Source organism: Chitinophaga sp. MM2321, from assembly GCF_964033635.1.
In the GTDB taxonomy this organism is placed as follows: domain Bacteria; phylum Bacteroidota; class Bacteroidia; order Chitinophagales; family Chitinophagaceae; genus Chitinophaga.
The window spans coordinates 6689087-6703424 of sequence record NZ_OZ035533.1 but is presented as its reverse complement, the minus strand read 5'-3'; the positions used below and the strand labels follow the sequence as shown (position 1 = coordinate 6703424).

Genomic DNA, 14338 nt, shown 5'->3' with positions numbered 1-14338 from the left:
TTTACAAACCTACATGAAAAAGCGCAGAATTATTTCTTCGTAAAGAAGAGCAATTCATACAGTATGATCAGAAAAAGACTGGCAGCGGTGGATAGCACAATTTTCAGCATCACATACAACGGGTTGGCGAAACCGAAAACTTCGGTTATAAAGTAAACGGTATGATGCAGGAAAACAAGAACAGCTGCATAGATCAGGAATTGCGATACGCCCATGCTTGTCATAGACGGCGTTTTTTGCGTGGTTTCAAAACCTCCCTGTGGCGATAGTACATTGATAATGAACGGGCGCAGATACGCGATAAACACACAGGCTGCAGCATGCATCCCCATGGTGTTCATAAACATATCCAGCGACAGCCCCACGAAAAAACCCAGCAACATCACCACCGGACGTGGCAGGTTAAAGGGTAATGCCAGTATAAAAAGCATGTACAGATATGGGCTCACAAGCTGATTGATCAATATTTCATTGAGCACGAATACCTGTATCAGCAACAGGAAACCAAAACGGATGATATTTCTTAGCAGTATACTCATTTGATCAACTTATACGTTGAATCTTCCAATCGTTGTTGTTCGTCTTTTAATAAATTCTCTATCACATACACATATTGCAGGTTATAGAAATTGGTCGCCAGTTTCAAGCGGATATTGAACGATGTCCCCGATTTATCTGCAATGGTAACACTGTCGATAAAACCGATGGGAATATTTTCCGGAAACAATGCAGAAAAGCCACTGGTGACTACAGTATCCCCTTTATGCACTTTGGCACTTTTAGGAATATCCCGCAGTGTGGCATATCCGGCGCTTTCACCATCCCAGTGTACGGAACCCATCTCCCTGCCCTGTGCAAGGCGGGCGCTGATAGATACCGAGTTGGATTTGGAAAGGATAGACAGTACCACGGCGTAGTTATCACTTACACTTCTTACTACTCCCACCACGCCACTACCGCTGATCACACCCATATTGGGGCGGATTCCCTGCAGGCTGCCGCGGTGAATGGTAATATAGTTAATGGGTTTATTCAGTGAGTTGTTGATCACTTTCGCATCAAAGTATTCATAGCGACGGATCTGTGTGTTGATTACCTTACGGCTGGTATCATCGCTGTATTGGCGGATGGTATCAATCCTCAGCCCTTTGCCGGTAACCATGCTATCGTAACTGGTACCCAGGGCATTGCGCAGGCGTACGTTTTCAGTCACCAGGCTATCATTTGTTGCTTTCAGGTGAAAGTAATACTGTACGTTGTTATACTTGTCATATAACTTGCCACTGGCATTATTGGCGGAGTTAAGGTAGGCTGTTCGCTGAAAATTATTGTTCCTGAATACCAATACAATACAAATCACTTCCAGCAGCAGAAATAAGAAGAAGTTAAAATATCGCCTAAAGAAAATGATTAAATTCCGCACAAGCGCGTTATAATTTTGTGATTCAGAGATTTACGGATCCTGCGATTCAACCACAAAATCCGTAAATCACAAAATGATTTTTATTGCATCAGGAACGGATATTTACCTACATGCTTCAGCGCGATGCCGGTACCTCTTACCACAGCACGCAACGGATCGTCCGCTACATGTACAGGCAGTTTGATTTTCTGGGCAAGGCGTTTATCCAGGCCGCGCAGCAGTGCACCGCCGCCGGTCAGGTATAAGCCCCTGCGGTAAATATCTGATGCCAGTTCCGGTGGCGTTGTTTCCAGCGCCTTCAGGATGGCTTCCTCAATTTTAAAAATAGATTTGTCCAGTGCTTCCGCAATTTCCTGGTAAGATACCATGATCTGTTTTGGAATACCGGTAACCAGGTCACGACCGTTAACGGGGATGTCATCCGGTGGGTTGTCCAGTTCCTTGAGGGCAGATCCGATATGAATCTTGATTTGTTCTGCGGTCCTTTCACCGATCAGTAAGCTGTGATAACGACGCAATGCTTCCATGATATCGGCGGTAAATTCATCACCGGCGATACGGATACTCTGATCACACACAATACCAGCCAGGGCTATCACCGAAATACCGGTGGTACCACCGCCTATGTCAATGATCATATTACCTACCGGTTCTTCTACATCTATACCAATACCCAGCGCCGCTGCCATTGGTTCGTGAAGCAGGTATACCTCTTTCGCACCTGCCTGTTCAGCAGAGTCGCGTACCGCTCTCTTTTCCACTTCCGTAATACTGGAAGGGATACAGATCACCATGCGCCAACTGGGAGCGAATAAAGGTTTTTTTGGATAAACCATTTTTATGAGTTCCCTGAGCATTCCCTCTGCGGCATTAAAATCCGCTATCACGCCATCCTTCAGGGGACGTATAGTACGAAGATATTCGTGTGTTTTTTCGTGCATCATCATGGCCTTTTTACCAACTGCCACAATTTTGCCACTAGCCCGTTCTATCGCTACAATGGAAGGCTCGTCCACTACCACCTGGTCATTATGAATTATCAGCGTGTTCGCTGTACCAAGATCAATCGCGATTTCCTGCGTTAAAAAATTAAAAAATCCCATTGTTGATACGGTCAAAAATTAGAATGCAAAAATGAATAATTCCAACGAATATACGATGCAAAAAATGGATATTCTTGCAATAATACGGCTAAATATTAAAAAAACTTATTTGTTGTATAAATGGCATAGTAACTGCGCTCTCTAACAGACCCCCCTCCTGTATATTTTGGGATTTGAATATCCCGTTATTGCTCTCCCGGATACCCAAATAATCAAGTATCTGCATCTCTAAATAAATTCGAAACCAATATCACGACGATACACCTTACCCTCAAACTGAATTTGCTCCGCTGTTTGCAAAGAATGTACCAAAGCCAGCGAAAGATCGGCGGCGAGCGAAGTAATTGCCAAAACACGGCCTCCGTTGGTCAATATTGTTTTACCATCCTGCCGGGTACCTGCATGAAAAACGATCTGGTCACCTGTGGGTGCAGGAATACCGGTGATCGCCTTATTCTTCTCATATGCTTCCGGATAGCCTTTGGATACCAGCATCACGGTGGCGGCTGTACGTACATCGGCGTAAATGGTTTGCGCCGCCAGTGTACCTTCCGCAACCGCTGAAAACAGCTCCAGCAGGTCGTTTTGCAAACGGGGTATCACCACTTCCGTTTCAGGATCACCCATACGGCAATTGTATTCAATCACCATCGGTTCTCCGTCAATATTAAACAAACCAAAAAAGATAAAGCCTTTATATACAATACCTTCTTTCGATAAACCTTCCACGGTAGGGCGGATAATCCGGTCCTCCACTTTGGCCATAAACGCTTTGTCAGCAAAAGGAACGGGGGATACCGCACCCATACCACCTGTGTTCAGCCCCAGATCACCTTCTCCGATCTTCTTATAATCTTTTGCTTCCGGTAATATTTTATAGGAATGACCATCGGTGATCACAAATGCCGACATCTCAATACCACGTAGGAATTCCTCTACTACCACGGTTTTGCTGGCATCGCCGAACTTGGCCGACTTTATCATCTGCTCAAATTCATCCAGTGCTTCCTCATGTGTAGCAGCTATCACCACACCTTTGCCGGCCGCCAGCCCATCGGCTTTCAGCACAATTGGTAAGGAGTGCTGCTGAAGATAGGCCACCCCAGCTTCATAGCTGGTTGCATTAAACTCCCTGTAAGCAGGGGTAGGGATATTGTGGCGCTGCATGAACAGTTTGGCAAATGCCTTGCTGCCCTCCATCTGTGCACCTTCCCGCGATGGTCCTATTACCGGGATATGCTGTAAAGCTGCGTCTTCACTGAAAAAATCATAGATCCCGTTTACAAGCGCCTCCTCAGAACCAGGTATTACCAGGTTGATGGCATGCTCCAGGCAAAAAGTTTTGATCTGCTCAAAATCACTTACGCCCATCTGCACGTTGGTACCACATTGCGCAGTACCGGCATTGCCAGGTGCTATAAATAACTGACCGCACTGTGTGCTTTGCGACATTTTAAGGGCCAATGCGTGTTCCCGGCCACCACTTCCAAGTAATAGTATGTTCATATGAATTGCCTAATAATGCAGATGCGAAAGAAAATGCAAAGAAAGATCAAAAAAGCGCAAAAAATGAGCATTTGCACCATTTTTTTACCCGGATAACCGAATTTATTTAACTTGCCTGTTTTAAGACTTAACAGAACCTTACAACAATCTTACTAAACGAACCAATTTTATGATGCAAACTGCTGTTGCACAAGAGCCTCCAATTGCCCCGGAGAAAGGGCATCCGAAAGGGCTCACAGTATTATTTGCCACAGAGATGTGGGAACGGTTTAACTTTTATGGAATGAGGGCGTTACTGACGCTCTTTCTGGTAAACGCCCTGGCTTTTTCAGAAGCAGATTCCTCTTATATCTATGGCGGCTTTCTCGGCCTTTGCTACCTTACACCTATGCTCGGCGGATATATCTCCGACCGCTATCTCGGAAACAGAAACTGTATTTTATTAGGTGGCTTTATTATGGGTATCGGGCAATTGCTGATGGTACTCAGTGCCACCGTGTACGCCACAAACGTAGAAACGGCAAAAACAATTGTATGGATCGCCCTCCTGATTATCATCTTTGGTAACGGGTTCTTCAAACCCAATATCTCCTCCATGGTGGGCCAGTTGTATCCTAAAAACGACGGCCGGCTGGATTCTGCCTTCACCATCTTCTACATGGGAATCAACCTGGGCGCCTTCTTTGGTATGCTTATCTGCCCCATCCTCGGTGATGTAAAAATAGAAGGTGTGAGAATGGTAGGCGCTTTCAAATGGGGCTTCCTGGCAGCAGGTCTTGCTATGTTCCTCGGCAGTATCCTGTTCTACTTCCTGAAAGACAAATACGTTGTTACACCGGATGGTAAAGCCATCGGCGCCAAACCGGACTTCAGCAAGCCTTCTTCCCTGAGTGGCGAATCTGATAAAGCAAAATTCAGTCAAACTGCCATCATAGGCGTACTGGTACTCATGGTAGTACTGTTCTTCGGTATCCACTACCTGTCACTCGATCCCAATCCGATCAAATCCTGGTTATATCCTTTTATCTATGCAGCAGGTATTAGTCTGGCTGTTTTGATCCTGACCGATAAATCCATTACCAAAGTAGAAAGACAAAGAATTCTCGTGATCTATTTCGTGGCTTTCTTTGTGATCTTCTTCTGGGCTTGTTTTGAACAGGCAGGTTCCTCCCTGACCTTCGTAGCAGATTACCAGACCGACCGTCGTCTTTTTGGCTGGGATATGCCACCAAGCTTCGTACAGAATGCCAATTCTATCTTTATTATCATATTTGCCCTGCCCTTCAGCTGGTTATGGCTGAAATTGCAGAAGCGCAACCTGGAGCCCATCTCCCCGGTAAAACAATCACTTGGTTTATTACTGTTATCATTGGGCTTCTTCATTATTGCCATGCAGGTAAAAGGTCTTGGCCCCAACGAAAAACTGGGTGTGAGCTGGTTGATCCTGATGTACCTGTTTCATACACTGGGCGAATTATGTTTATCTCCGATCGGTTTATCCCTCGTATCTAAACTGGCTCCCCACCGTTTTTCCTCTTTACTGATGGGTGTATGGTTCCTCGCAAACGCTGCCGGATACGCACTGGCAGGCACATTGGGCGCTTTGCTACCACCTACTTACGACAAATTTGCGCTGGCTACCAAAAACGGTATCGACCTGCAAGGCATCCTGGATGGTACTATTATCGCCACCGCCCAGCAGATAGACAAATTACATGAACTGAAACTGGCAGCGCACTACCCTACATTTGCAGGCTTTACTATCCATAACCTCTATGAGTTCTTTATGGTATTCGTCATCCTGCCCGGTGCAGCAGCCGTACTACTCTTCCTATCCACCAGCTTCCTGAAAAAATGGATGCACGGAATCAGGTAGGGTTTATGAAGTTTAATCCGATTTAATTATTTACGATTTTGGAATTTAAATATCTAAATTCCAAAATCGTAAATTCATTAAAAGGGGTCCTACTCCTTTCAGCAATCCTATCTTACTTATGTCTGAGAACCAATTCAAGCCGTTTGTTGCGCCTGGAGTGCAAATGAAAGAATTCACGCTCAAATCTATTTTACTGGGTTGTGTGTTCGGTATTATCTTCGGCGCTGCTACCGTATACCTGGCGTTGAAAGCAGGTCTTACTGTTTCTGCTTCTATTCCTATCGCCGTGATTGCCATCACGCTGGGAAGAAAATTTTTCAAAACCACCATCCTGGAAAACAACATTATCCAGACTACAGGTTCTGCAGGTGAGTCTATTGCAGCGGGGGTGGTATTTACTTTGCCAGGATTTCTGTTTCTCAGTGATGGCGGTGGTACGGAGTTCTTTAATTATATGACCATCCTGATCCTGGCCATCTTTGGTGGTATCCTGGGTACGCTGATGATGATCCCTTTAAGACGGTCGCTCATTGTAAAAGAACATAAAACACTTCCATATCCGGAAGGTACCGCCTGTGGTGATGTACTGATAGCCGGGGAGAAGGGAGGCGACTTTGCAAAAACCGCCTTCTATGGGCTGGGCTTTGCTTTCTCATATGCTACCCTGCAAAAGATTCTCCACGTTATTGCAGAAACGCCGGAGTACATGACGAAGCAGGCCAGTAAATTTTTTCCTTCCGCCAAGATCAGCGCGGATATTACACCGGAATACCTGGGGGTAGGATATATAATAGGCCCCCGTATTGCGGGTGTCCTGGTTGCCGGAGGGGTATTGTCCTGGCTGGCGCTTATTCCACTGCTGGCATCCCTGTTGCCACCGGATGTAATTGCCACGCAACTGGTGAAAATAGGCTACCTCGCCAACCTGCAAACGCCCGGTGGACAAGGTACCTGGGACCCGGTAGCACATACCTTTGCAGACTTTTCAGCGGCTGTATACTACGCCTACGTGCGACAAATCGGCGCCGGTGCAGTGGCCGCAGGAGGATTCATTACCCTGTTGAAAACAATACCTACCATTATTTCTTCTTTCAAAGGTAGTCTGGGTGCTATTAAAGAAGGGAAGGACAGCACCGGTGCTAAAACAAGTGTGCCCAGAACAGAACGTGACCTGAGCCTGAAAGTAGTGCTGTTTGGCAGTCTTGCACTGGTGTTGCTGATGGCTTTCCTGCCGCAGCTTCCCGGCGACTCTATCGGCAAGAAAATGCTGGTAGGCTTACTGGTGGTGGTATTCGGCGCTTTCTTTGTAACAGTGTCCAGCCGTATCGTAGGACTGATCGGCTCTTCCAACAATCCTATTTCCGGTATGACCATCGCCACACTGATGGGTACCTGCCTGGTATTCATCGCGGTGGGCTGGACCGGCAAAATATATGAGCCAATGGCCCTGGTAGTAGGTGGTATGATCTGTATTGCCGCGGCCAATGCCGGCGGTACTTCGCAGGATCTGAAATCGGGCTATATCGTTGGGGCTACGCCTATGTATCAACAGATTGCGTTGTTTATCGGTGCCATTGTTTCTTCTATCGTGATTGGCCTGACAGTAAAGTTCCTGGATAAGCCTACGGCAGAAATGATCAGCAAAGGCATCACGGAACATGCTATCGGCAGCGCCTACTATCCGGCGCCACAAGGTACGCTGATGGCCACGCTGGCTAAAGGTATCCTGTCCTTCAACCTCGACTGGCAATTCGTGCTGGTAGGTGTTTTCCTGGCGGTAACGATGGAGTTATGCGGCGTAAATTCGCTGTCATTCGCAGTGGGCGCTTATCTCCCTTTATCTACTACGTTGCCTATATTTATTGGTGGTGCTATCCGAGGTATTGTGGAATATAAAAAGAAGCAATCATCCAAAGGGGCATCCGCAGTGGAAGATGAACTGGGCAAAGGCAACCTCTTTGCTACGGGGCTGGTGGCCGGCGGCGCTGTTGCCGGGGTGATTATCGCTATCCTGGCAGGGTTCGACGGATCTGCCGCTGTGCTGGCAAAACTCAACTGTCAAAGCCTGCTTTCCAATGTAATAGGCCACGGTGGCTATTATGTGTTGGGATGCGCCTTCTTTGGCTTTATGGGTTGGTACCTGTATCGCACAGCACGCAAAGCATAACGAATAAACTTATCATGACCTATAGATGCCGGTACCGATGTAACAATCCGATACCGGCATCCGTTTTTATCTGAAATTGTTTAATTTTATCGCGATCTTTATAATATATTTTTATAATAAGTACCTATGCGCATATTTGTAACCGCATTACTCGGCGCCGTTGTGCTCCTGAGTGCATCCTGTGGAAAAACGAAAGAAGATAGCCGCCAGCGAAGATTTGTATCTCTGAAACTTGATAACAGGATCTATCTCTGCGAAGATCCAAAAGGGGTTATTAATTTGCCGGACTTCACCGATCAGGACCCGAACAATGATTATCCAAAAATGGAGATCACCGGGCAAAGTTATAATGCAGACGTGATCCGCTTTACCCTCGTAGCACCTGAAATGCCCTTTAAACCAGGTGTATACCCATGCACCCAGGAAGGCAATGAACTGCTGATGGTATTGAACAGCGCGGCTCCGACTACGCTCTCTTCTCAGGGCAGCACCAACTGCTATATCACCATCACTGCAATAGATAATGTAACCGTAGAAGGCACTTTTAACGGCACCCTGTCTGACGTAACAGGAGCAGGCGGCCCGAGAACAGTGAAAGACGGCGCATTCAGAGCAATTATTACCCAAACCGGCAACTGAGACCAGGATTAAATGGATTTTAAAGGATTAACCGGATTGGCCGGGTTTTCCTTTTATTACTTTTATTTTTTGATTGAAGTATTATAAGATATTATAAGAAAGGAAGGTGCTCGTATGACTGTTTCAGTATTGCTTTGTCATCAGCACCCAGCCACTTATTTAATAAAGTGGCATACACACTTTTGAAATCCACATTGTACCGCAGATCCCCTTCCTGCAGGTGCAGGAGGTCAGGACCATCATTGAGGATACCCTGCTTTTTCAACCCGCCACCCACCAGGAACATATTATTGGCGGTGCCATGATCCGTACCACCGCTGGCATTCTGACTCACCCGCCGCCCGAATTCAGAGAAGGTCATTATTACCACATCCTGGAAACGGTTGTTCTTTTTCAGATCGCCCGTAAAGGTGGTCAGCGCATCACTCAGTTGTTTGAACAGGTTGGCCTGCTGGTTCTGCTGATTTACATGGGTATCAAAACTGCCGTGAGATACATAATATACACTGGTATTGATGTCAGACATCACCAGGTTGGCGATGGTGCGCATATTCCTGCCCAACGCCGTATTGGGGTAGGTTTCCCTGGATTGATATGTTTTAAACTGTTGCTGGATATATGCTGCAGAAGAAATAGTTTCTCCCATTGTTTTATACAGGTAGTCTGCATTCCCGTGTTCATTTTCCGGCGGATGTTGCCGGAGTAGTTCCTTAAAATATTTATCGTTGCTGGTACCGAAAAGCCGCGCGGGATCTGTGAGTGCCAGCCCTTTTACCTCGTCCCCTTTCAATGCCAGACTCAGGGTATCATCTATTTCAAGCGCCTGCGTTGGCTTATCACAACCTTTACACTGTGCATCCAGGTAACGCCCTATCCAGCCATCAGTCCAGTACTGACCGGCATCGCTGGCGGAATGCCAGATATCCATGGAGCGGAAATGCGACCGGTCCGGATTGGGATACCCTACGTTATTCAGTATACCTAAAGCGCCTTCATCATACAAAGTTTTCAATCCCTGCAACGCCGGATGTATACCCAGTTCGTCCGTGAGCGCCAGCGCATCCTCCCGCTTGATGCCCAGTGCCGGGCGTTCCCGGTAATAAATATCGTTGCGGTAAGGAATGATGGTATTAAGGCCGTCGTTACCGCCGGAAAGCTGGATGATCACCAGCACCTTATTGCCTGGAGGCACCAGTGCACCCGTTTCCAGGGCTTTCAGGAATTTCGGCATCATCACGGCGGCGGAAGCCAGGGAGCCCACCTGCAAAAAACGACGCCTGTTGAGTATGATCATACTGATAGCTTTAAACTGTTAACATAGCTGGTACTCAGGTGTACTCATCACATCGATGGTAACTGTTTTGATAAAATTCTCCCGGGAACTGCTGTCTGCATATTTCTCCAGCAGTCCCTTCGTGATGCCATTGGTATGTTGCAACAGTACACCGGCAATTTCATCGGCCAGGTTTTCCCGGCCGATGCTGTCGTAACCCTGCACATAAGGCGCCCAGTTGATGCGGGCATTTATCTTTTTAGCATATTGTTTTTTCAGAAAATTATTGATCTGTAAGGTCATTTTGTAATTGCCGCCTTCGCCCATTTCAGGGATGATTTCTTTAGGTCTGACATCCATAACCTGTGAGTAGAGGATCACCTGCGGTATGCGCAGGCGGAACATCAGGCTGGAACTGTCTATCCAGCTGCGACCTCCCGGCCATCCGGCTACATTGGGCGGATAAAAAAGCAGTTGTCCCAATATACGCTGAAACAATAACGACACTTCCTCCTGCTCAAAATCCATCGGTACAGTTCTGCGGATGCCCACCAGCAACTCTACCGGCGACTTGATCCGGTTGCCGATGTATTTATTATCGTAAAACCAGTCGGACATAAAAATCCCGTGCATCAACGCACCAATATCGTATCCGGAATGATAAAATTTATCTGCCAGTGTTGTAATATGATCATCATCCGGTGTATCATCTATAAAATATTTATAGATTTTTGTGGTGATGAATTTTGCGGTTGCCCGTTGCTCCAACAAAATTTTCAGTACATCATCTCCATTAAAATTTCCGCGTTTCCCTAACAGATTTTTTTCTCCTTCATCATGTTGTTTCGGGCGGAATAAAAAATTGCCTGACTGGTCGAATCCCCAGCCGGTAAAGGCGCGTGCTGCTTCTTTTACATCTTCTTCCGAATAATGGCCGCGGCCCATGGTGAATAATTCCATCACTTCGCGGGCAAAATTTTCGTTGGGATGCTGTTTGCGGTTTTGTTGGTTGTTGAGGAATTGCAGCATAGCGGGACTTTTAGACACCGCGCTGAGCAGGTCGCCAAAATTGCCGAGGGCATTTTCCCGGATAACACCCAGTAATTGCTGGTTATACAATACATTTTGTGTGCGGCAGGCAAAATGCCCATGCCAGAAAAGGCTCATTTTTTCACGTAGCGGATGTTCACTTTTCACCATCATATTCATCCAGGCCACATTCAGGTCTTTGATGCCCTGGTTATTCATTTGCCGCACGTTTTTCCGCTCTTCCGCCGTCATTCCTTTCATCCGTTTGTAGTCTGGCAGGTCTGTAACATTGATGACGTCCACGGATTCTATGCTTATTCCTGTGGGGCCTGTCAATATTTTGCTGACGATCTCTTTACGCCTTTTCTTTTCCCAGCCGGAGATGACTGGCAGCGTTTCTCCAAAGCCGGCGCGCCAGGCCAGGTGTTGCAATTGCAATTTTTCGGCAGCATCGGGCATAAGCAAATATTTTAAAGTAGGACTATTATTCGTCCAACGGGTTTAACGGAACTTCCATACGGGATAGCAGCTATCCTTCGCAAATGCGGACTCATGAGATGGTAATGCCATGAAGCCATCCGCTTTCAACAAACTGGCCAGATCGCCTGATCCGTTGTATGGTTGCGGGATGGCGGTGGTGGTTCCATCGGGCTGTGTTTCCAGTTTCACCGGCAGAAAATATTCCAGCGCCGCTTCAAAAACTACTTCTTCCTGTAATATTGCGTAGGAAGGAGGTGTTACTTCCGCGCCCATTGCTACTTTCAGCCAGGGCTGTACATAGCGGTAGAAACACATGAAGCCGGATACCGGATTACCTGGTAAAGCAAACACCACCGGGCCTTTATCGAAAGTACCGAACAGAAAAGGTTTTCCGGGCTTTTGCTGCACTTTATGAAATACCTGCTGCATGCCCAGTTGCTGCAATACCGCAGGGAGATAGTCATATTTTCCGGCTGATACAGCGCCGGAGCTGATCCACACATCCGTTTCTCCCAGGAGTGCGCGGAGTTGGGTTAGCATCTCTTCCTTATCATCGTTCAGGTGTACATAACGGGCGGTAATGCCCATTTGCTGAAGTGAGGCCATGAGGCTGTATACATTGGACATCCGTACCTGGTGATCTTCGGGGGTGGCGTGTACGGGTACCAGTTCGTTGCCGGTAGCGATCAGGACTACAACGGGCAGTCTGCTCACCAATACCTGTGCTTTGCCAACAGTGGCCAGCACACCCGCTTCCGCAGGACCTATCAGCGTACCGACGGGGAGCAATTCAGCTCCTGCTGCCACATCAGTTCCTTTTACGTGAATATGTTGTCCTTTGTTTACCGTGCCGTTAATAATGAAACGGCGGAAGCCTTCATGTTCTGTAGCCGTCACCTGTTCATAAGGAATGACGGTATCCGTGAGTTCCGGTAAAATTGCACCGGTCATCACTTCTATACAATTCGCGGTATTAGATAATTGCAGGCTGGGAGCGCCGGCGGCCTGTACATCTTCAACGCCGAAGATCTGCTGTCCGCGGTAAAAGCTGTCATAATTCAAGGCAATACCATCCATCGTCACCCGGTCAAACGGAGGAAATGGCCTGTCAGCCAGCACCGGCTCGCGTAAAATGCGGCCGATAGCAGACTCAAAAGGCAATACCTCTGTACCGGTATCCTGCACGGTTTGCAGAACAGCCATATATGCGGCAGCTACACTCAACATCATTTATAGTATTTTTGTAACGGTGAAGATGATTAAATTTATGCTTTTATGTCCAATCAATCAAGTAGTGGTTTTACACACCTCGATGCATCCGGTCAGCCAGCCATGGTAGACATAAGTGGAAAAAACGACACTTATCGTATAGCCGTTGCCGAGAGTCGCATTTTTCTGCCGGAAGCAGTGCGCAGCGAGTTCCGTGACAATGACATCCAAACCCGCAAGGGCGCCGTATTTCAGACGGCTGTCATAGCCGGTATTATGGCCGCAAAGAAAACGCCGGAACTGATCCCGCTATGCCATACTTTATTGCTGGATGGTTGCGACGTCCACATCCAGCTGACCGGTGAAGAAGCCGTCATCCGCTGTACGGTAAAAACCACCGGCAAAACCGGCGTGGAGATGGAAGCCCTCACCGGCGCCAGCGTGGCAGCACTCACTATCTATGATATGTGTAAAGCACTTACCCATGAAATGGTCATCAGGGAAACAAAACTGATCAGCAAAACAGGCGGCAAACATGACTATGGAAAATAATACAGCACCCTTAAAAGGACTGGTACTCTGTGGTGGTTTCAGTACCCGGATGCAGGAAGATAAAAGTAAGATCAACTATCATGGTATGCCCCAGTGGCAATACCTGACTACGTTATTACAGTCTTTGTTGCAGGAAGTATACCTCTCCTGCCGACCGGAGCAGCTAAATGATTTTCCCGGTTACCCGCAATTGATACCGGACAACGTTCCCTATGGCGGTCCCTCCGCCGGATTACTCAGCGCCCATCTGCTGCAACCCAACACCGCATGGCTGGTACTGGCCTGCGACCTGCCCCTCATCAGCAGGCAAAGCCTGGAAATACTGATCCATGCAAGAGATAAAAACAAGGCCGCTACCGCCTTTATAAGCCCCGTAAACGAACTACCGGAGCCATTGATCGCCATCTGGGAGCCCGCAGGACTCGCCGCTTTGCAGCAAAATGTTATAGCAGGAAAAAACTGTCCGCGCAAAACAATGCTGCATAATGACATCAATATGTTGCAAAACCCTTATGCAGCCGAACAATTCAATGCAAACACCCCGGAGGAAAAAGATAAAATATTTAGAGATTTGATTATTTAATTATGTAGAGATTTTGTTTCCAGGCAAAACGTCTTTCGGAAACAAAATTTCTACATAATTAAATAATCAAATCTCTACATCAAAAAATTCTTTCTTCCAGATCGGTACAGTTTCTTTCAGGGTATCAATTGTATACTCACAGGCATCAAAGGCAATGCCCCTGTGGGCGGATGATACGGCAATCACAACAGCCAGCTCTCCCGGATATTTATCGCCTATGGCATGGAGCATGGCCAGCTTTTTCACATCCCATTTTTCCTGCACTTGCTGCGCAATTTTATGCATCTCCAGCAAAGCCATTTCTTCATAACATTCATAAAACAACTTCGTTACGGGCTGTTGCTTTGTGTGATTACGTACGGTACCAGCAAAAATCACCTCACCACCACATTCCGGCGTATGAATGAAATCCAGTGCTTCCTGCACCGTAATAGTATCCTTTATTTTAATTAATACTTCCATGTCAGATTGCTGATTGAATGAAGCGGAATAACGTTT

General features: G+C 47.0%; 13 protein-coding genes. 5 read left to right on the top strand and 8 right to left on the bottom strand.

Features of this window, described 5'->3' with window-relative positions; all coding sequences use genetic code 11:
• Positions 1-29 precede the first annotated feature (29 nt).
• From ABQ275_RS26380 to purD, 4 genes are all read right to left on the bottom strand, one after another.
• Positions 30-539, bottom strand: a complete 510-nt coding sequence (locus tag ABQ275_RS26380; protein WP_349316146.1) for a rod shape-determining protein MreD — start codon at positions 537-539, stop codon at positions 30-32.
• Positions 536-1423 carry a rod shape-determining protein MreC gene (mreC, locus tag ABQ275_RS26375; RefSeq protein WP_349316145.1) on the bottom strand — a complete coding sequence of 296 codons (888 nt, stop codon included), beginning with the start codon at positions 1421-1423 and terminating at the stop codon, positions 536-538. Before mreC ends, ABQ275_RS26380 begins: the two co-directional genes overlap by 4 nt.
• Positions 1424-1503: 80 nt before the next feature.
• Positions 1504-2526: a rod shape-determining protein gene (locus tag ABQ275_RS26370; RefSeq protein WP_078669179.1), complete on the bottom strand. Its 1023-nt coding sequence runs from the start codon at positions 2524-2526 to the stop codon at positions 1504-1506.
• Between the two features lie 228 nt (positions 2527-2754).
• Entirely contained in the window at positions 2755-4032 is a 1278-nt protein-coding gene (purD, locus tag ABQ275_RS26365) for a phosphoribosylamine--glycine ligase (RefSeq protein WP_349316144.1), read from the bottom strand.
• Positions 4033-4201: 169 nt separating this feature from the next.
• On the opposite strand from purD, the gene ABQ275_RS26360 reads away from it, so the two are divergent.
• The 3 genes from ABQ275_RS26360 to ABQ275_RS26350 all read left to right on the top strand — a co-directional run bounded on the left by ABQ275_RS26360 (position 4202) and on the right by ABQ275_RS26350 (position 8714).
• Complete coding sequence (locus ABQ275_RS26360; protein ID WP_349316143.1) at positions 4202-5908, top strand: peptide MFS transporter; 1707 nt, start codon at positions 4202-4204, stop codon at positions 5906-5908.
• Positions 5909-6026: 118 nt separating this feature from the next.
• On the top strand, positions 6027-8075 hold the full coding sequence (locus ABQ275_RS26355) for an OPT/YSL family transporter (protein WP_349316142.1): 2049 nt from the start codon (positions 6027-6029) through the stop codon (positions 8073-8075).
• A gap of 126 nt (positions 8076-8201) precedes the next feature.
• Entirely contained in the window at positions 8202-8714 is a 513-nt protein-coding gene (locus ABQ275_RS26350) for a hypothetical protein (protein WP_349316141.1), read from the top strand.
• Between the two features lie 91 nt (positions 8715-8805).
• Here ABQ275_RS26350 and ABQ275_RS26345 read toward each other — a convergent pair whose 3' ends face one another.
• From ABQ275_RS26345 to ABQ275_RS26335, 3 genes are read right to left on the bottom strand one after another with little or no spacing between them, the layout of a single operon-like run.
• Positions 8806-10008 carry a DUF1501 domain-containing protein gene (locus ABQ275_RS26345; protein WP_349316140.1) on the bottom strand — a complete coding sequence of 401 codons (1203 nt, stop codon included), beginning with the start codon at positions 10006-10008 and terminating at the stop codon, positions 8806-8808.
• 18 nt (positions 10009-10026) lie between these two features.
• Positions 10027-11475 carry a DUF1800 domain-containing protein gene (locus ABQ275_RS26340; protein WP_349316139.1) on the bottom strand — a complete coding sequence of 483 codons (1449 nt, stop codon included), beginning with the start codon at positions 11473-11475 and terminating at the stop codon, positions 10027-10029.
• A gap of 42 nt (positions 11476-11517) precedes the next feature.
• Positions 11518-12726: a molybdopterin molybdotransferase MoeA gene (locus tag ABQ275_RS26335; RefSeq protein ID WP_349316138.1), complete on the bottom strand. Its 1209-nt coding sequence runs from the start codon at positions 12724-12726 to the stop codon at positions 11518-11520.
• Positions 12727-12771: 45 nt separating this feature from the next.
• Between ABQ275_RS26335 and moaC the strand changes: the two genes are divergently transcribed.
• Positions 12772-13257, top strand: coding sequence for a cyclic pyranopterin monophosphate synthase MoaC (gene moaC, locus ABQ275_RS26330; protein WP_349316137.1), 486 nt, complete (start codon positions 12772-12774; stop codon positions 13255-13257).
• Positions 13241-13840 carry an NTP transferase domain-containing protein gene (locus ABQ275_RS26325; RefSeq protein ID WP_349316136.1) on the top strand — a complete coding sequence of 200 codons (600 nt, stop codon included), beginning with the start codon at positions 13241-13243 and terminating at the stop codon, positions 13838-13840. Before moaC ends, ABQ275_RS26325 begins: the two co-directional genes overlap by 17 nt.
• Before the next feature lie 66 nt (positions 13841-13906).
• On the opposite strand, the gene ABQ275_RS26320 is transcribed toward ABQ275_RS26325, so the two are convergent.
• Positions 13907-14302 carry a molybdenum cofactor biosynthesis protein MoaE gene (locus ABQ275_RS26320; protein ID WP_349316135.1) on the bottom strand — a complete coding sequence of 132 codons (396 nt, stop codon included), beginning with the start codon at positions 14300-14302 and terminating at the stop codon, positions 13907-13909.
• Positions 14303-14338: the final 36 nt, after the last annotated feature.